Here is an 18,868-nt window from a genome sequence, read left to right on the forward strand (position 1 = left end):
GAAAGGCTTTTGTGTATATAAGTTATATTCAGTTGTACAGTATATATATTATATGCAAAGAGACTAATACCCTAAGATATAAATACATATAAACATACATAAACAAGCTAATGGTATATGTAGGCAGATATGAAAAATGATTAAAATGTATCTCCAGGAATTCATGTGTTTTTAGTATGAAACACACAACACTGACTAATTAAATATAAATCAACAGAGTGCATGCAATAATTCCGCTTATGCAATCCATATGCATCATTTCAATTTAAATACCTTAATACACATTCAAAAAAATATGTGTTAAATGTCAAAAAGAGAGCCGCATCTCACAAATAGAAACCACAATATTAACTCTTAAGTTATAACTACCAGGGGATAACAACGGGAAAATAACGCCCCCTACCCAGTAAAGGCATAAATATCAAACAACCAATGTATTCATTACTGCCATTCGCTCTGGCAGGGACTTCGCTCGTCTGAAACAGACTCAAAAGGAGTAATATTTATGACTAACAGGAAATTTGGGCAAATCAATCCGGGTTATATGAAACGTATTACGGATATCATCAACTTCGCGACAAAAGCCCACGCCAGGACATCCGTATTCACCTTCGTACTCAGACTGCCTGAATATCGTGATACGGGCGACAGTATTGCCTGTGTCCCTGATCTGAGTTCAGGATTGATGGAACGAGTCATAGGGGCGCTGATATCCCGTGTCACAACCCATCAGAAACGACGTAAGCGGGAAGGCCATCAGGTGTGTCCAACGGACCTGAGATACGTCTGGGTGCGCGAGGTGGGAACCAGCGGTAAATCACATTACCACATGGCGATATTCGTTAACAAAGATACGTTTAATGGATTAGGGAATTATTCGAAAGAAGACCATAATCTGGGGAGTTATATCTGCGAGGCCTGGCTAAGTGCGCTGGGTCTGCTCGAATTCCCTGAGTACAGGACGCTGGTTAACCTCACCAATACGCCGCACTATCTGGAGCGTCTTCGGGTGGACCGCTTTGGGCAACAGATACTGAAGTTACGGAGCCACCTGGAATACTATGCCAAAGAATACACCAAGTCCTACAACAATGAAGAACGCTCATTCGGGGGAAGCATAAGATAAGTCAGTACAGTGCAGGGAGATTTTCTCCCGGCACTGGCAGAACTCTGTGTGATTGTCAGCCCAGGAACTCACACCAGATCTCGCATCGGACTGGCAACAACTAAATCCCCGTCAACCTATTTAACATTCATACCACCGTGTATCCACCGTTGCAGATTAAGTCGTTGCTCCAGTTCACCCTCAAACATATTGAACTATGGTTTGATGGGAAAATGAGTTAATATTTCCATTATTCCGGAAATATAGAAACGAGACACAAATGGAGCTTTCAAAAGCAGCAGACACTCTGAAAGAGCTGGGTCATCCTACACGACTGAGCGTGTACAGAGAGCTGGTTAAAGCCGGACATGAAGGGTTACCGGTTGGCGAACTGCAGAAGCGGCTCGACATCCCTGCCTCTACGCTGAGCCATCATCTCTCATCGCTGATATCAGTTTCTCTGGTACGCCAGGAACGTCAGGGTAGAACGCTCTTTTGCCATGCTCGATATGAAAACCTCGAGGCTCTGATTGCCTTCCTGACAGAAGAATGCTGCTCAGGAACTGACGACTGCCTCACCCTGCCCCAGACGACGGAGAAGTAAAATGACAGGTGATCTTAAGAATGTTGATTCGGGTTTGTTCGACACCTCAATCACAGAGGCAAGATTCGGTGTTCCTGCCGTTCCCCATCCTCCACGTATCCTCATGTTGTACGGCTCTGCGCGCGAACGTTCCTACAGCCGACTGGCAACGGAAGAAGCGGCAAGGTTACTGACCGCCATGGGCGCAGAAGTGCGGATCTTCAATCCTTCTGGCTTGCCTCTTCCTGATGATGCGCCTGACTCGCATCCTAAAGTCATGGAACTGCGCGAGCTGGTTCGTTGGTCCGAAGGGATGGTGTGGTGTTCCCCTGAACGCCATGGTGCGATGACCGGCATCATGAAGGCCCAGATTGATTGGATACCGTTATCAGAAGGTGCAGTTCGCCCTTCACAGGGTAAGACACTGGCCGTTATGCAGGTCTGCGGTGGCTCTCAGTCTTTCAATGCCGTAAACCAGATGCGCATTCTTGGCCGCTGGATGCGGATGATCACCATCCCGAATCAGTCCTCTGTCGCAAAAGCCTGGCAGGAGTTTGATGAAGATGGACGCATGAAGCCGTCGTCTTATTACGACCGGATCGTGGATGTGATGGAAGAACTGGTGAAATTTACTCTGCTGACCCGAGGTAACTCAGCCTATCTCGTTGATCGCTACAGCGAACGAAAAGAGTCTGCAGAAGAACTTTCACGGCGGGTTAATCAGAGCAAAATTTGAGGGCTGGTATGAGTGATGTAACAGCATTCAACAACTGCATGAGCGTGTTCTGGCGGCAACATGAAGCCGAACTCTCTCGCTTTCTGACATCAAAGACTGGCGATAGCGAAAAAGCAGCAGACCTTCTGCAAGAGCTATTCCTACGTGCCCGCGCTCATTCAGACAGTTTCTGCGGGATGGAGAATCCGCGAGCTTGGCTGTACCGGGCGGCGAGGAATCTGCTGATTGATGAGTACCGCACCACCAGGGAGTTTGTTGATCTGGAAGAAGATGCCCCATTAACAAACGCATCCCCTGATGCAATCTCAACGCTGGATATTTGCCTGCCTGAAACATTACAGGCTTTATCCGAAGATGATCGGTGGTTGATTGAAGAGTCCGACCTTAACCGGCGTCCCCAGCAGTCTCTGGCCGATGAACTGGGAATTACGCTTACGGCGTTTAAATCCCGTTTGCTTCGGGCAAGAAAGCACCTGAAAGAAACGATGACAGAACTTTGTCAGATTGAGGCGGATGACACGTCTCCCGTCTGCTGCCACAAAAAAATGAATTAATCGCGCATCTTTTTCCCACCACCTTCGTTTACCTCAGTGTAAAGCCAAATGACTAAACACTGAGGTAAACACTCCATGTCAAAAATTGAGATCTTTGAAGCTGCAGGCTGCTGCGCAACCAGTAGCGTTGTGGTCAGTGACGAAGCTGTCAAATGGAACGCCAGCGCCGAATGGGCAAAAAAAAATGGCGTTGATATTCAGCGGCATAGCCTTGCGAAAAACCCGCAGCAGTTCCTGAATGACCCTGTCATCAAAGAGTTTCTGAACACTTCGGGACTAGAGTCCCTTCCAGTGACCTTGCTCGACGGCAAACTCGTAATGGCAGGCAAACTCCCGAATCGTGAAGATATCGCCCGTTGGGCCGGTATTCAGCTTCCTCAGGACTGGAGTGAAGACAGCACGCAACCAAGCTGCTGCTGCATTCCACGTATGCCTTAATTACAGAGGAGCTATCACTGATGAATATGCCATTTTTAAAAGACATTCCCCCGTTCATTTTCTTCACCGGTAAAGGTGGAGTAGGTAAAACATCCCTCGCTTGTGCTACTGCGGTGTGGCTGGCCGATCAGGGTATGAGAACGCTTCTGGTGAGTACCGATCCGGCTTCCAATGTCGGTCAGGTATTTAGCCAGACTATCGGCCACCGAATAACAGATATCAGTACCGTCCAAAATCTTGCGGCGATGGAAGTTGACCCGATGGCTGCAGCGCAAGCCTATCGTGACCGAGTGCTCGACCCTGTTCGCGGGCTGATGCCTGCCGATGTAGTCAGCAGTATTGAAGAGCAACTCTCCGGTTCTTGTACTACGGAAATCGCTGCATTTGATGAGTTTACTGGTCTTCTTACCAACCATGAGTTGCGGGAAAAGTATGACCATATCGTATTTGATACTGCGCCAACCGGTCATACCATCCGTATGCTTGAGTTGCCAGGGGCCTGGAGCGGTTATCTCGAAGCGAACCCTGATGCCGCCGCTAACCTCGGGCCGCTGGTGGGGCTGGAGAAACAACAGCACCAGTACTCAGACGCGGTTAAGGCGCTCTCTGATGCTGCACTCACGCGTCTGGTTCTGGTTGCCCGTGCCCAGGCTTCGACACTAAAAGAGGTTTCCCATACGCATGATGAGCTGTCTGCTATCGGTTTGCAGCATCAACACCTTGCTATTAATGGTGTCTTGCCACCATTTGTGGGTGAGAATGATCCGCTGGCGCAAAGTATTTTGGCTCGGGAGGGAAAAGCACTTCTTGCTATGCCAGAGAATCTGGCGAACCTTCCCCGCTCGCAGCTGTTTCTGAAGCCATTTAATCTGGTCGGTCTCGAAGCCCTGCGTGGGTTATTTACAGAGAGCGAAGCCTCGATGTCTCTCCCAACTACCACGCTAAATACTCTGGATTTACCGAAACTTGCCTCGCTTGTGGATGAACTCAGCCTGACAGGTAAAGGTCTGGTCATGACGATGGGTAAAGGCGGTGTGGGCAAAACGACTGTTGCGGCATCGGTGGCGGTATCTCTGGCAAAACGCGGCCATAAAGTCCATCTGACGACGTCAGATCCGGCAGCACATCTGTCTTACACGCTGGATGGCTCGCTACCAAACCTTCAGGTCAGCCGTATTGACCCGAAAGTAGAGACTGAACGTTATCGTCGCTTTGTTCTGGAAAATCAGGGGAAAGGGTTAGATGCAGAAGGGCTAGCGGTGCTGGAGGAAGATCTCCGCTCTCCCTGTACTGAAGAGATCGCCGTCTTCCAGGCATTCTCGCGGATCATCAAAGAGGCAGACGACCATTTTGTCATTATGGACACTGCGCCAACGGGCCATACGCTTCTGCTACTGGATGCAACAGGAGCCTATCACCGGGAAATGGTGCGTCAGATGGGGCAAACACATGACCATGTGATGACACCAATGATGCAATTGCAGGACCCGGAGAAGACGAAGGTGATTATCGTGACGCTTGCCGAAACGACACCTGTACTGGAAGCAGCAAATCTGCAGCAAGATTTGCGTCGGGCTGAAATTGAGCCATGGGCATGGGTAATTAATAGCAGTCTGGCTGCTGCGAAACCGTCCACACCGTTCCTCGTAACCCGAGCGAGTCGCGAACTGCCGCTGATAAATGACGTTACAGAGCAGTATGCAAAGCGCATTGCATTAGCGGCACTGCAAAATGAAGAACCCGTAGGTACGGCTCTGCTGGCAAAAATGGCAGGCTAACAGATGGGGCTGCGGCCCCATCTTCTGTAGCCAAACTTTAGCTTATACAGGTTATAAGTTTAAGTACTTAACCTGCTGTCGCGAATTCCGGTAGTTTGTAAAACACCATTACTGGAGTAACACGATGCACATTATTAATGCTGAAGAACAGCACATTACCGCAATACGCAATATCTATGCTCACCATGTTCTGCATGGTACAGGTAGCTTCGAAACCGAACCTCCGGATACGCAGGAAATGCTTAACCGACTGAGGAGCATTCAGTCTCGGGGATTCCCTTGGTATGTCGCTCTGCATGGCGATACGGTCATCGGCTACTGTTATATTTCCCGTTACCGCGAACGCCATGCCTATCGGTATACGGTCGAAAATTCGATATATATTGATTCGGCTTATCAGCGACAGGGCGTCGGAAAAGCACTGCTCGATCATGCATTAAAATGGGCCGAGTCCGAAGGCTATCGCCAGATGATTGCTGTTGTGGGTGACAGCGCTAACGTCGCTTCTGTAGCGCTGCATATCCGCGCAGGATTTACTGAAATAGGTACATTAAAGGACATTGGTTTCAAGCATGGCCGCTGGCTTGACACGGTTTTGCTGCAAATGAAACTTGGTGAAGGGAATAGTACTCTGCCAGAAGATTCAGATCTTATGCTCTGAGGCAGGAATAAGGGGGCATCAGCCCCCTTTATATTTATTTCAATCGCTTACCTGTTTCATCAACAACTTTCTCGCCGTCTTCCTTTGCAAATGCGCCTTTTTGCGCATCCGGAAGAATATCCAGTACCACTTCGGAAGGACGGCACAGGCGCGTTCCCAACGGTGTCACCACAATCGGGCGGTTAATCAGGATCGGATGCTGAAGCATAAAATCGATTAACTGATCGTCAGTAAACTTGTCTTCGGCAAGCCCCAGTTCTTCATAAGGCTCGACATTTTTACGCAGCAGCGCCCGTACTGTAATCCCCATATCTGCGATAAGTTTGACCAACTCATCGCGTGACGGTGGATTTTCAAGGTAATGAATGACTGTCGGTTCATTACCGCTGTTGCGGATCATCTCCAGCGTATTACGCGACGTGCCGCAGGCTGGGTTGTGATAAATGGTGATGTTGCTCATATCAGTATCTCATTACAAAGTGAAAGAGAGACGTAGCGCCAGCGCGGCTAGCGTTACAAACAGCACAGGCAGAGTCATGACGATCCCGGTGCGGAAATAGTATCCCCAGGTGATGGTCATGTTCTTCTGTGAAAGGACATGCAGCCAGAGCAGCGTTGCCAGGCTACCAATAGGTGTAATTTTCGGGCCCAGATCGCAGCCAATCACGTTGGCGTAGATCATCGCTTCTTTGATAACGCCTGTTGCGGTGCTTCCATCGATAGAAAGAGCGCCAACCAGCACGGTAGGCATGTTGTTCATGATGGAAGACAGGAAAGCCGTCAGGAAGCCAGTACCCAGCGTCGCAGCCCAGAGTCCTTTATCCGCCAGTACGTTCAGCACACCGGAAAGGTATTCGGTTAGCCCGGCGTTGCGCAGACCGTAGACCACCAGGTACATCCCCAATGAGAAGATGACGATCTGCCATGGCGCACCGCGCAGCACTTTGCCGGTGTTAATGGCATGGCCTCGTTTAGCTACTGCAAACAGGATCACAGCTCCAACAGCCGCAATCGCGCTAACGGGAATACCGAGCGGCTCGAGGACAAAGAACCCAACCAGCAGAAGAATTAAAACTATCCAGCCGGTTCTGAAGGTTGCCAGATCTTTAATCGCCTTTGCCGGTGCTTTCAGGAGAGCCAAGTCGTAAGTCGGTGGAATATCTTTGCGGAAGAACAGATGCAGCATCACCAGCGTGGCGATAATAGCGGCAATATCCACCGGCACCATTACCGACGCATACTCAGTGAAGCCCAGTCCAAAGAAGTCCGCCGAGACTATATTCACCAGGTTTGACACGATAAGCGGCAGGCTGGCCGTATCGGCAATAAAACCGGCAGCCATGACGAATGCCAGCGTGGTACCTTTGCTGAACCCTAATGCAAGCAGCATGGCGATGACTATCGGCGTCAGAATAAGTGCCGCACCATCGTTGGCAAACAGTGCCGCCACCGCCGCACCGAGCAGAACGATATACGTAAAGAGCAAACGTCCACGACCGTTACCCCAGCGGGAAACGTGCAGCGCTGCCCATTCGAAAAAACCGGACTCATCAAGCAGCAGGCTGATAATAATTACGGCAATAAAGGTCGCCGTCGCGTTCCAGACGATATTCCACACCACCGGAATATCGCCCACATGCACAACGCCTGATATCAGAGCCAGTCCCGCTCCCAGCATTGCACTCCAGCCGATCCCTAATCCCTTCGGTTGCCAGATAACCAAAACAATGGTCAGGACAAAAATAGCGCCTGCCAGTAACATAAAACCTCCTGACAGGGCGACTTTGCCGCCCTGTATATGCCAAAAAATTAACTCATCAACTCTCTGAGCTTTTCAATACCGGCGGGCTCTGACGCCAGCACCGGAACAAGCGCTATACGCTCAGCGTGCTGATTCTTAACAGCCTCAATCTGAGGCCGTTCCTGCCGGGCGCGCTGGCAAAGCAACGGAGAACGCGTATCCGCAATGGAAAGGCTGTTATTGATAATCCAGCCCCACGGATGAATCCCCGCTCTTTCAAGGTCAGCCTGCAGGTTTGCCGCCTCCAGAACCGGTGTGGTTTCAGGAAGCGTAACAAGCAGAACTTTGGTTCTATCCGGATCCTGAAGCTGCATCATTGGGGTAGTAAAATGACCTTTACTCCCCATTTTTTTGGCAATCTCTCGGTGGTAAGCCCCGGTCGCATCCAGCAGCAACAGCGTGTGTCCGGTAGGGGCGGTATCCATGACAACAAACCGTTTACCCGCTTCACGAATCACCCTGGAAAAGGCCTGAAACACGGCAATTTCTTCAGTACAGGGAGAGCGCAAATCCTCTTCCAGTAGCCGTTTCCCTGCTTCGTCCAGATCGTTACCCTTCGTCTCAAGAACATGCTGGCGATAGCGTTCGGTTTCTTCGTGTGGATTAATCCTGCTGACCTGCAGGTTATTAAGGCTACCGTTCAGCGTGGTACTGAGATGTGCAGCGGGATCTGAGGTGGTGAGATGGACATCAAATCCCATATCCGCCAGCCTTACGGCGATGGCAGCAGCCATCGTGGTTTTCCCTACGCCACCTTTGCCCATCAGCATAATCAGGCCGTGTTCACTGCGAGCGATATCCTCGACCAGGCCAGAGAGCGATAAGTTTTCAGGCGTGTAGTGGATGTTCGTTACCGGGAGCGGTAATGCCTCAGAACCGGTATCCAGCAGTCCCTTCAATGCTGAAACACCAACCATATTGACTGGCTGTAGTAATAGGGTATCTGTCGGTAGCCCAGATAAACCGGCAGGAAGATTTGCCAGTGCCTCCTGCTCACGTTGCCATATCGCAGCGGCCAGGGCGTCATGTTCAGCTTCGGCTTTAGGCAGCACACCATTAATCACCAGGTATTGGTTTTTCAGGCCAATTGCGGCGAGTTCTTCATGGGTGTGGGCGACTTCCTGCAGCGTAGATTTTTGCAGTCGCGCAACCAGAACCAGGCGGGTACGTTCAGGATCGGATAACGCCTCTACCGCATGAGCATACTGCTCACGCTGCTTTTCCAGCCCGGCCATTGGGCCAAGACAGGAAGCACCATCCGGGTTACTTTCAATGAAGCTACTCCAGGCACCGGGAAGCTGGAGAAGGCGAATCGTGTGGCCCGTCGGCGCTGTATCAAAAATGATGTGATCGAAACGGGTCAGCAGAGAAGCGTCGGTCAGTAAGCCAGTAAACTCGTCGAACGCAGCAATCTCTGTCGTACAAGCTCCTGAAAGCTGTTCACTGATGCTGTTAACAACGTCATCAGGCAAAAGATCTTTAATAGGGTCAACGATTCTGGCGCGGTATTGCTGGGCGGCTTCCTGCGGGTCAATCTCCAGAGCCGAAAGACCAGGAACAGCAGTTACGGGCTGGATAGTGTTACCGATAGTCTGATCGAATACCTGACCGACGTTAGAGGCAGGGTCGGTACTGACAAGCAGAACACGCTTTCCCAGTTCAGCCAGACGTATAGCCGTTGCGCAGGAAATCGAAGTTTTGCCGACACCTCCCTTACCGGTGAAAAACAGGTAAGACGGGATATTCTGTAAGAATTTCATATGTCCTCCTGACATATTCAGCAACAGGAAGTATTACCACCACAGCAGCTGGTGGGAGCTAACCCTACCTTTTCCAGCGGAATACCGAACCAGCGAGCCAGCTCAGCACGTTTTGGGTATCGCCCTGCCATCACCGTTTCACCGTCCAACAGCAGTAGCGGAAGCCCTTCTGCTCCAGATGCTTCGAGGAATGCTTTCGCTTTCTCATTCTGAACAAAGCTCATGGGCTGCTGCGCCAGGTTGTAACGTTCAACCTGTACACCACGTCCTTTCAGCCACTGCACATCAGCAGAAAAATCAACCAGAACCTGATCGACATCTGAGCCACATACGCCGGTACTGCAGCACATTGCCGGGTCAAACACCGTTAACGTCTTCATTCTGAATACCTCACATTCGTAAAATCATATATGTTCAGGCAAATTTTTTAGATGCAAACAGCCTTACCGCTACCAGAGCAGTTTGCCGATGCCAGCTTACGGGCGATGGCCTGTACATCGTCCTGTTGGCTTAACCAGGCCTGCTCAATCACCTGAGCGGCCCAGGAAGGAATATGCGGGGATAAGCGGTAGTGAACCCACTTGCCCTGTTTGCGATCCAGCAATAGACCACTTTCCCGGAGCATTGCCAGATGGCGGGAGATCTTAGGCTGAGACTGTTCCAACGCAGTGCAGAGATCGCACACGCACAGCTCTCCCATCTCCCTGAGCAGCAGCACGATGCCCAGACGGGTTTCATCGGAAAGGTTTTTGAAGAGTTGTAAAGATGAGAGCGACATTATGACTCCTTTGCTGTAAAAACGTAGGGTACTCTTCACCCAAAAAAAATCAACAACACATCCGAAAAAACGAATATGTACTTTCGGTTGAACAATCAATACTGTGTACTTCATTAATCAAACAACGATATGACCATCATTGATGTATGGAAATATCTACCGCCCAAAGCAAAGACGCCAATTTCATTCAACTTCATGAAGGGTTAGAAAACATCAGTTATCTGGTTCTTCCACTGATCCTCAGAGAGATATCGTGGCTTCCATTCCAGACCTTCCCAGCCACAAACTAAAAAGGAAATTGCAAATCGCTCATCATAATTTCCGATTAAGTTGGTTCCAACGTCAACCTTAACCACCAAACCAAGAGACTGAAGATACCCAATTGCTATCATTACTTCCTGGTAATTTATTGATAGTCTTGTTTTTATTGTTTTTAATGTTACAGAGGAATGCGAGCATCCGCGGGAACGCACCATGAGTAGGTACAAAAATAACCTCAGCGCATTAAGTTCGTGAAGGCTGCGGTTAGTCATAGACTCAAAGGCCGTGATTCTATTTTTTTCATCAATGACCCCTTTAAACGGTAGCTTACACCAGTGTCCATTGGCAGAGCTAAACCTAGCAACCCTTCGGACCCCATCTTTCCGTTCACAATTCAGCAAAATATACTTCTTCTTCCGATCACCAGAAACCTCAATAGCTTCAGAGTGTTCCAAGAAACGCAATCCATCGCTAACCAACTTTCTGCTCAATGAACAGAGTTGCGAAATCTGATCATAGGTGAGGTTAGCACTGTAAATACCATTTTCATCAATCTCAGATTTTAAGCAAATCAACATGAAGATTTTCAACGCCGATATACCTTGAGATACTTGGTTTTTTTTTAATTGTTTTAAGAGACCGCAATCTCTCATGATGTAGTAAGGCATTGGTTTCCATAGAAAATTCATATCACTTACCTACAACTATTGAGTAGACAAAAAGAAGGATGGCTATTGAGAGAGCCAACTTAGTGAGATCGTCAGAAATCACTGCTAACCTTTCAAGTAGTTTTACCATATTTTCCAATGACATACACACACCTCGCATCGAAATATTATCGCGTTTTTTCGAAGTATGCACCGTTACTTAAAAGACTAAAAGTCTTTTAAGTAACATCTTTCTAGAAGTAGGCACAGGAATAATAATATATCAATCAATGAGATAACGAATATTTATAGTTCACGAAGATACCATTACAGTTCATAAAGTACTGCTTTTTATAAATTGAGTATGATTCTACGGTACCTTGCCGGGGTATGTTGCATCAGTTTCGAAGGTAGTGCGGAAACCCTTCATGAGGCAGCTCCGTTTCTATGTGCGGGTCTTTCCTTGAGCACGATCACAAACACATTTGTAATGGCATTGCACACATGGCAAAAAAACAATATTCCTTTAGAAGGTTGCATCTGGATGATGAGAAATTGACGCCTCTATCTCATTCTGATTTGAAAATGCTTTTAAAAATTCATAAAACCATTACTATCAATAGGTTATTGAATAAACTTGGTGGTGTTATGTACCTGAAAATTTTGAAAGTATGGAATTTCCGAAAGTATGGCTCTTCGGAGGAGATTGATCTAAACAAACCAAATTTATGTTTGCACCTTAAAAAAGGTCTTAATGTTTTAATAGGTGAAAATGACTCAGGGAAGACAGCGATAATAGATGCTATTAAACTGGTTTTAAAAACACATAGTTTTGAATGGATCAAAGTTGACGAAAATGACTTTTATAAAAATACAGACCGACTTAGAATTGAATTAGTTTTTGACGACATGGAAAAAGAAGCCCATCATTTTAATGAATGGGTAGAATACCATCGTGACGGCGATAGGATACATCCTTATTTGACGTTATCTTACGAGGTATATAAAAAGAATGGAAGAATAATACAATCAGATATAAATGCGGGAAGTTACAACCAAGGGAAAGCACTTAAAGCTGAAGCAAAGGAGTATTTAAAAACAACATATTTAAAACCACTTCGTGATGCTAACTTTGATTTAACTCCTAAACAAAACTCTAGACTATCACAAATACTTAAAACTCATGCAGCCTTTAATAATAAGGACAAAAACCATAGACTCCTTGATCTTTTTATAGAGTTCAACACTAACGTATCCCTTTATTTTGAAGGGAAAGATTCTCAAGGCAATATCATTCCGGATGACAGCAAAGGTAAGGAATTAAAAGATAAAATTGAGGGGTTCGCTAGGGATTTTATTGATGAATCTATATCGACTAATTTTGAAGTAACCCCAGCCAACATCAAATCGATTTTAGAAAAGTTAGCTCTGAAGATACAAGACGGCATTAACCCTGGCCTTGGGACATTAAACAAATTATTTATGGCTGCAGAGTTACTTCATTTAGAGGAAAGTGATTGGTCTGGATTAAAACTATGTTTAATTGAAGAACTAGAAGCACACTTACACCCCCAAGCTCAAATGAAAGTTATTGAATCATTACAAAAACATAATGATATACAAATATTAATTACATCACACAGCCCAAATCTCACATCTAAAGTTCACTTAGAAAACTTAATTCTTTGCCATTCTGGAAGTGTTTTTCCTTTAGGGAAAGAGTATACAAAGCTAGATGTAGAAAATGGAGATTATCTGTATTTAGAGCGTTTTCTTGATGTCACAAAATCAAATTTATTCTTTGCCAAAGGAATATTAATGGTGGAAGGTTGGTCTGAAGAAATCCTCTTACCAGCAATAGCAAAACTTCTAAAAAAACAAGGAGTAATTACTAAAGATTTTACTGATGCGGGCATAGCTGTTGTCAATGTTGCCAGCGCAGAATTTATACGTTTTAGTAAAATATTCCTTAGGAACAAGGAACCGCTGATTCCAATACCCGTTGCAATAATCACAGATGTTGATGTTCGAGCCTTCGAAAGAAAAGTAATTAATGAGGATAAAGCAGATAAAGCAAAAAAAAATGAGTATGATTATATAAAAATAGATGAAGAAATAATTGAAGAAGAATCAACAAGGAAAGTAATTGAAAAAGAGGATGAGTTCAATAGTCAAAATGTCAGAGTATTTGTAACAAAGCACTGGACTTTAGAATATAGCCTCCTAAAATCTCCAGTTTTAGGCGAATACTCAAAACAAGTCCTTTGCGATATGCACAAAAATATCAACAAAGATGATATTGAAAAAGAACTAGCAATAAAATTATTCAATAAAAGCCTATGTAAGACAGACTTTGCATATAAACTAGCTCAAATAATTGATCCATCCTCTGAAAAACACGATCATAGAATAGTCTTACAAGAAGATGACAGATATATATCTTCGCTGATTGAAGGAGTAAAATATGTCTGTAATTAACATAAGTGATAATGATATTTTATATGCTGAATCCATTCTATTAAAAAATGGAGATCGTTTTGATCAAGAACGTATAGATTTCATCAAAAATTTGCAAACGATAGATTTACAAGCAGTACCGGGCAGTGGGAAATCCACAGCGTTACTAGCAAAACTTCTTATACTAGAAAGGCATATGCCATTTTCAGATGGCCGGGGTATTCTGGTAATTTCCCATACAAATGCTGCAATTGATGAACTTAAAAGTAGAATTGGAAAGTATTGTCCAAAACTTTTTACCTATCCTAATTTTATTGGAACTATACAAAGCTTCACAAATACTTATCTAGCAGGTCATTACCTGAAACTTAGATTTAATACTCAATTAAGAATAGTTGATGATCAACAATTCATTGACTCATTAATTAAATATTACACGAAAATCAAATGGGATGACAATTATGGAAAGTTAGCTAAGTTTTTTTACGGTAGAAATATCAAAGAAGCCAAACGACTCGGAAAAAACCTTGGTAATGAAGACAGTAAAAGCATAAATAAAATATGTGAACTTTTAATTGAAGAAAACATTAAAAAATTACACTTTGACTTTATAGAGAAAAAATTTCAAGTTTCAGGTGAATCAACTGTTCTATTAAGTGACGAAAAAAACTTAAAGTTCAATGGGTTAGAAATGTTATTCACTGAAACATTCAAAAATGGAATTCTGTCTTACAGATACGCTTATCTCTTCGCCAATGAATTTATCACTAAATATCCAAAAATAATTGATACCATTGGTAATAGATTTCAATATGCATTTGTAGATGAAATGCAAGATATGGACGCATTACAGTATTCTCTTTTGGAGAATTGTCTTCATAATGGAAAAACAGTTTATCAACGCATAGGTGATAATAACCAAGCAATTTATAACACCGATAATGAAGAAAGTATAAACTGGGTTGGACGCCCCTCAACCTTAAATATTCAAGGCAGTCATAGACTTAGTTCACCCATTGCAAATGTTGTAAGTAAATTGTCCCTTACGCATGCCATAGTTATAGGAAATAATAATCAATCAAAAATAAAACCAATTATTCTATGTTATCGAAGTAAAGATATTAAAAAAGTCATACCAAAATTCAATGAGCTTTATGATTGTTATTTAAACTCAGGCCAAATCCCTAAGCTTGATAACCCGGTAAGAGCAAGCATTGCTTGGGTTGCAAAACCAAGGGAAGATGACAAACTATCTCTTGTAAACTTTATAAATATAGATAGTTTACCAGAACTAAAATCAAATAACTTAAATACATTGCATGACTATTTTCTTATATTATTAAGAAAAAGTAATGTAACAATAAGCGATACATGTAATTTATTAATAAACTCAACTCTATTTTTGCTGAAATCATATAGTATCAAAGATGCCAATGGTTATTTTTACACAAAGAAAACATTAATTGAATACATTAAGAAATTAGACGAAAAACATTATGAGGATTTAAAAAAACTTCTATATAGAGTAGCAAGTAAGTTCATTCTGGGTGACGAAGTATATTTTGAAATGTCTAAAAAAACGATCATATGGACATTCAAAAAGATTTCTGAAATTGATATTCATGACGATAATTTCTTTCTGCAAGATGCAAAAAAAATAATAACCGCGACTCCAGTCATTAAAGAAATACCAACTAAAAAAAATTCAGAACACTATACAGGTACAATACACTCTGTTAAGGGACAGACACATTCCTCCACATTATACTTAGAAACTTATTTCAAAAAAAACTATGAATCCTTTGTTCTAAAAGAGTTTTTTGAAGGCAGGAATTGTGTTGATATAATTAGCAGCATTAAAGATGAGATTGGTAAAATAGAGATTGAAATCACAAAATTAAAAAACGGATATGGGGAAAAAACAAGAAAAGCAAAAATAAAAACCTTGCAAGCAAAAATGGCGTTAATTGAACGTTACGCAAAAATGATGTATGTAGGATTTTCAAGACCTCAGCACCTATTATGTTTTGCTATAGATGAGTCTAGATACAATCAATTAAAAATAGATACTACATTATGGGATGTAATTAATGTATGAGTTTTATATCTTAATACTAACTCCATGTATTTCAACAAATAAAACATCTTTAGTAGGGCCGAACATGGCCCTGAACTCTTGTAAACGACCATTAATCTATTTAAAAACTTAGATTGGAAGTAAAGATATCTTGTAAAAATAATTCACAATTAAAAAACCTCCTTTTATGAATGGTCCTTAATCATTGTAATGGTGCTGTACTAGACAAGAAATAGTTGTGGGGCACACTTTAAATTATTTTGCTATAAATTCCGCATACCACTGCATCATCTCCCTTCTTCCTTCCAAGTATTGAGCGTGATTATATGTCCCACGAATTGAGTTCTTATCGACATGAGCCAGCTGTAACTCAATCCAGGCCGAGTTGAATCCCTGCTCATGCAAAATGGTACTCATCGTGTGGCGGAATCCATGCCCTGTAACGCGTCCTGCATAGCCGATGCGCCTTACCAATACAGTTAATGCCATATCACTCATCGGTTTCTTAGGATTATTACGTCCTGGGAACAGCAACTCTCCTGCTCCCGTCATGGGTTTAAGCTGATTAAGCAGGTCAATTGCCTGGCTTGATAACGGAACCAGATGAGGTCGGCGCATTTTCATTCGCTCTGCTGGTACGTTCCAAACCTTCCGCTCAAAATCAAACTCCTGCCACTCCGCTTGCCTCAATTCCCCAGGCCTTACTCCAGTCAAAATAAGTAATTGCATCGCAATCTTAACAATCACACTACCGGCATAGGTGTTCAGAGTCCGAAGAAACTCAGGCAGTTCATCTTGAGTTAAAAAAGCATAATGCTCTTTCTCATGAGGAGTCACGGCGCTGGCTAGATCAGGTGCTGGATTGTACTCGGCCCTGCCGGTCACAACGGCATACTTCCAGACCTCTCCACAACGCTGGCGAACCTTGCGGACTTTCTCTGTTGCCCCTCGTGCTTCTATCTTAGAAAGGACTGCAAGCAACTCCATCGGCTTGATATCTTTGATTGGCCGGTGACCGATATAAGGAAAAACATCCTTTTCAAAGGTTCTCAGCATCTCTTCACGGTAGGAGACAGACCAGCGGTCATAGCGGCGCTGATACCACTCCCGCGTGAGAGCCTCAAATGAGTTTTCTGCGTCTTGTTGACGACTAAGTTTTTCAATTTTTCGTTCAAGAGAAGGATCGTTGCCAGCCGCTAATGTCCTTTTTGCATCCTCACGCTTACTTCTAGCCTCAGCTAAAGAAACATCGGGGTAAACGCCAATAGCGAGCAGCTTCTCTTTACCTAGCGAACGGTATTTGAGTCGCCAGTATCTTTTACCGTTGGGATTAACCAGAAGGTAAAGACCACCACCATCAGCGAGTTTGTAAGGCTTATCTTTAGGTTTTGCAGTTTCAACCTGACGAGCTGTCAGCTTCATTGGGGGTACCTCTCAGCAGGGGGTACAATTATACCCCCATCCATACCCCCACATTGAGCTTGACCCTGGGGGAGTACAATTGAGTTCCATAGACTAATAGAATGCTATAACCGCTGATTTATCAAGGGAAAATTGAGTTTGGTAGACTTCAGGAGACTTGAGTTTGGAGCGGGCGAAGGGAATCGAACCCTCGTATAGAGCTTGGGAAGCTCTCGTTCTACCATTGAACTACGCCCGCTTTGAGGTGCGTAAGGCATTATAGACCTTACGCCTCTTCATACAAGTCTATTCTCGACTAAACGATGATAAAATAATCACTTAGCACTTCGGTTTACTGCCCTGCGCCGGAAGATAACGCTGCGGATCGATGGCCGTCGCCTTATAGCGTATCTGGAAGTGCAGCTTCACCGAATCCGTCCCGGTGCTGCCCATGGTCGCAATCTTCTGACCAGCCTTCACGTTCTGTCCGTTGTTGACCAACATGGTATCGTTATGCGCATACGCCGTAATGTAATCCTCACCATGTTTAATCATGATCAGATTACCGTATCCGCGCAGCTGATTGCCGACATAGACCACCTTCCCTGCCCCGGATGCATACACCGGCGTACCACGTGCAGCAGTGATATCAATCCCTTTATTGCCGCCTTCAGATAATGAATAAGGCACCGCGACTTTGCCGCTGGCAGGCCATATCCAGCAGCGCTGCCCGACCGGTGGCCAGGAAGATTGCGGTACCGTATAAGACGGCGTCACTTTAGCGGTTTTGCCTTTTGAGGACGATTTTTTACCCGTGGAGGCGCTACCGTTAACCTTCAGCTTCTGCCCCACTTCGATGGTGTATGGCGCAGAAATATTATTCAGCCGCGCCAGGTCTTTCACGCTGGTGCCGGTCGCGCGGGAAATGCGGTACAGCGTATCTCCGCGCTTAACGGTATACACCGCGCCGGAATAGCTGCCCATATCCGACGATTTGCTCGAGCAGCCCGCCAGAAGTAGCGTCAGCGTCAGGCAAAAAACGGCAGGTATAGGGTTTCTCGTCAGGCGTCCTGCAAACAAAACAGCTCCTCGGTCAGCGTGAATGGCGCACTATGATAGCAGCCCACACTCATTTGGGTCATGCCCTTTTCCGCTCTGTGGGCCAAACCGTTCGTATAAGAATGCAGTATAATAATGCCGCAGTGGGTGCTGAACCCTCTGGCATGATTGGTACTGGAGCAAGAATGAATATTCAGGAACACGTTATTTTGGTAAATGACCAGGGAAAGGTGATTGGCACTCAGGAGAAGTACGCCGCGCATACGTCAAATACCCCGCTGCATCTGGCCTTCTCTTCCTGGCTGTTTAACGCCAAAGGTGAATGTCTGATTACCCGGCGTGCATTAAGCAAAAAAGCCTGGCCTGGCGTGTGGACGAATTCTGTCTGCGGTCATCCACAATCGGGTGAAGAAACCGAGCAGGCCATTATCCGCCGCTGCCGCTTTGAAGTCGGTGCTGAAATTACGGCTATCACCGCCGTTGCACCAGAGTTTCGCTATCGGGAATCCGATCCCTCCGGGATCGTTGAAAACGAGATTTGCCCAGTATTTGCTGCTCGCGTCACCAATAGCATCACAATAAATGACGACGAAGTGATGGAACATCAATGGGTTGAGCTTGAAGCGTTGTTCCGCGCGCTGGATGCCACGCCGTGGGCCTTCAGCCCGTGGATGGTCATGGAGGCCACCACCGCTCGCGATAAACTTCGCGCCTTTGCAGCGCAATAAAAAAGCCCCGGCGGTAACCGCACGGGGCTTTTTTTATGTCCAGA

The 18,868-nt window shown here is 45.2% G+C and carries 18 protein-coding genes and 1 tRNA gene; 10 read left to right on the top strand and 9 right to left on the bottom strand.

Going from position 1 to position 18,868, the window contains the following annotated elements; translation table 11 throughout:
* The first annotated feature begins 505 nt into the window (after positions 1–505).
* From V5P19_RS16530 to V5P19_RS16560, 7 genes are all read left to right on the top strand, one after another.
* Positions 506–1,126: an inovirus-type Gp2 protein gene (locus V5P19_RS16530; RefSeq protein ID WP_334405182.1), complete on the top strand. Its 621-nt coding sequence runs from the start codon at positions 506–508 to the stop codon at positions 1,124–1,126.
* Between the two features lie 259 nt (positions 1,127–1,385).
* A complete protein-coding gene (locus tag V5P19_RS16535; protein WP_334405184.1) occupies positions 1,386–1,709 on the top strand; it encodes a metalloregulator ArsR/SmtB family transcription factor in 324 nt (107 codons plus the stop codon).
* Position 1,710: 1 nt separating this feature from the next.
* Positions 1,711–2,424 carry an arsenical resistance protein ArsH gene (gene arsH / locus V5P19_RS16540; RefSeq protein ID WP_334405186.1) on the top strand — a complete coding sequence of 238 codons (714 nt, stop codon included), beginning with the start codon at positions 1,711–1,713 and terminating at the stop codon, positions 2,422–2,424.
* An 8-nt stretch (positions 2,425–2,432) separates the two neighbouring features.
* Positions 2,433–2,978: a sigma-70 family RNA polymerase sigma factor gene (locus V5P19_RS16545; RefSeq protein WP_334405188.1), complete on the top strand. Its 546-nt coding sequence runs from the start codon at positions 2,433–2,435 to the stop codon at positions 2,976–2,978.
* A 75-nt stretch (positions 2,979–3,053) separates the two neighbouring features.
* On the top strand, positions 3,054–3,416 hold the full coding sequence (locus V5P19_RS16550; protein WP_334405190.1) for an arsenic metallochaperone ArsD family protein: 363 nt from the start codon (positions 3,054–3,056) through the stop codon (positions 3,414–3,416).
* A 20-nt stretch (positions 3,417–3,436) separates the two neighbouring features.
* On the top strand, positions 3,437–5,194 hold the full coding sequence (gene arsA / locus V5P19_RS16555; protein ID WP_334405192.1) for an arsenical pump-driving ATPase: 1,758 nt from the start codon (positions 3,437–3,439) through the stop codon (positions 5,192–5,194).
* A gap of 124 nt (positions 5,195–5,318) precedes the next feature.
* On the top strand, positions 5,319–5,855 hold the full coding sequence (locus V5P19_RS16560) for a GNAT family N-acetyltransferase (protein ID WP_048215599.1): 537 nt from the start codon (positions 5,319–5,321) through the stop codon (positions 5,853–5,855).
* Between the two features lie 34 nt (positions 5,856–5,889).
* Here the strand turns inward: V5P19_RS16560 and arsC are convergent, their stop codons facing one another.
* The 6 genes from arsC to V5P19_RS16590 form a co-directional block, all read right to left on the bottom strand.
* The gene (gene arsC / locus V5P19_RS16565) at positions 5,890–6,315 is read right to left on the bottom strand and encodes a glutaredoxin-dependent arsenate reductase (protein WP_017880248.1); all 426 of its coding nucleotides are present in this window, start codon (positions 6,313–6,315) and stop codon (positions 5,890–5,892) included.
* 12 nt (positions 6,316–6,327) lie between these two features.
* Positions 6,328–7,617: an arsenite efflux transporter membrane subunit ArsB gene (arsB, locus tag V5P19_RS16570; RefSeq protein WP_023305191.1), complete on the bottom strand. Its 1,290-nt coding sequence runs from the start codon at positions 7,615–7,617 to the stop codon at positions 6,328–6,330.
* A gap of 47 nt (positions 7,618–7,664) precedes the next feature.
* The gene (gene arsA / locus V5P19_RS16575; RefSeq protein ID WP_334405198.1) at positions 7,665–9,416 is read right to left on the bottom strand and encodes an arsenite efflux transporter ATPase subunit ArsA; all 1,752 of its coding nucleotides are present in this window, start codon (positions 9,414–9,416) and stop codon (positions 7,665–7,667) included.
* A 17-nt stretch (positions 9,417–9,433) separates the two neighbouring features.
* Positions 9,434–9,796: an arsenite efflux transporter metallochaperone ArsD gene (arsD, locus tag V5P19_RS16580; protein ID WP_000855179.1), complete on the bottom strand. Its 363-nt coding sequence runs from the start codon at positions 9,794–9,796 to the stop codon at positions 9,434–9,436.
* Between the two features lie 47 nt (positions 9,797–9,843).
* A complete protein-coding gene (arsR, locus tag V5P19_RS16585) occupies positions 9,844–10,197 on the bottom strand; it encodes an As(III)-sensing metalloregulatory transcriptional repressor ArsR (protein ID WP_334405378.1) in 354 nt (117 codons plus the stop codon).
* Positions 10,198–10,397: 200 nt separating this feature from the next.
* Positions 10,398–11,123: a hypothetical protein gene (locus tag V5P19_RS16590; protein ID WP_334405201.1), complete on the bottom strand. Its 726-nt coding sequence runs from the start codon at positions 11,121–11,123 to the stop codon at positions 10,398–10,400.
* A 483-nt stretch (positions 11,124–11,606) separates the two neighbouring features.
* Here V5P19_RS16590 and V5P19_RS16595 point away from each other — a divergent pair, with 483 nt between their 5' ends.
* Together V5P19_RS16595 and V5P19_RS16600 are read left to right on the top strand one after the other, a co-directional pair.
* Entirely contained in the window at positions 11,607–13,580 is a 1,974-nt protein-coding gene (locus tag V5P19_RS16595; RefSeq protein ID WP_334405203.1) for an AAA family ATPase, read from the top strand.
* Positions 13,567–15,657, top strand: a complete 2,091-nt coding sequence (locus V5P19_RS16600) for a UvrD-helicase domain-containing protein (protein ID WP_334405205.1) — start codon at positions 13,567–13,569, stop codon at positions 15,655–15,657. The genes V5P19_RS16595 and V5P19_RS16600 overlap by 14 nt, the downstream gene beginning before the upstream one ends.
* Before the next feature lie 234 nt (positions 15,658–15,891).
* On the opposite strand, the gene V5P19_RS16605 is transcribed toward V5P19_RS16600, so the two are convergent.
* From V5P19_RS16605 to actS, 3 genes are all read right to left on the bottom strand, one after another.
* The gene (locus tag V5P19_RS16605) at positions 15,892–17,058 is read right to left on the bottom strand and encodes a tyrosine-type recombinase/integrase (RefSeq protein ID WP_334405207.1); all 1,167 of its coding nucleotides are present in this window, start codon (positions 17,056–17,058) and stop codon (positions 15,892–15,894) included.
* A 164-nt stretch (positions 17,059–17,222) separates the two neighbouring features.
* Positions 17,223–17,296: transfer RNA gene (locus V5P19_RS16610), tRNA-Gly, on the bottom strand.
* Between the two features lie 80 nt (positions 17,297–17,376).
* Positions 17,377–18,117: an amidase activator ActS gene (gene actS / locus V5P19_RS16615; RefSeq protein WP_334405209.1), complete on the bottom strand. Its 741-nt coding sequence runs from the start codon at positions 18,115–18,117 to the stop codon at positions 17,377–17,379.
* Positions 18,118–18,281: 164 nt separating this feature from the next.
* Between actS and idi the strand changes: the two genes are divergently transcribed.
* Entirely contained in the window at positions 18,282–18,824 is a 543-nt protein-coding gene (idi, locus tag V5P19_RS16620; RefSeq protein WP_334405211.1) for an isopentenyl-diphosphate Delta-isomerase, read from the top strand.
* Positions 18,825–18,868: the final 44 nt, after the last annotated feature.

The sequence above is a fragment of the Enterobacter sp. UNJFSC 003 genome, from assembly GCF_036903355.1.
In the GTDB taxonomy this organism is placed as follows: Bacteria; Pseudomonadota; Gammaproteobacteria; order Enterobacterales; family Enterobacteriaceae; genus Enterobacter.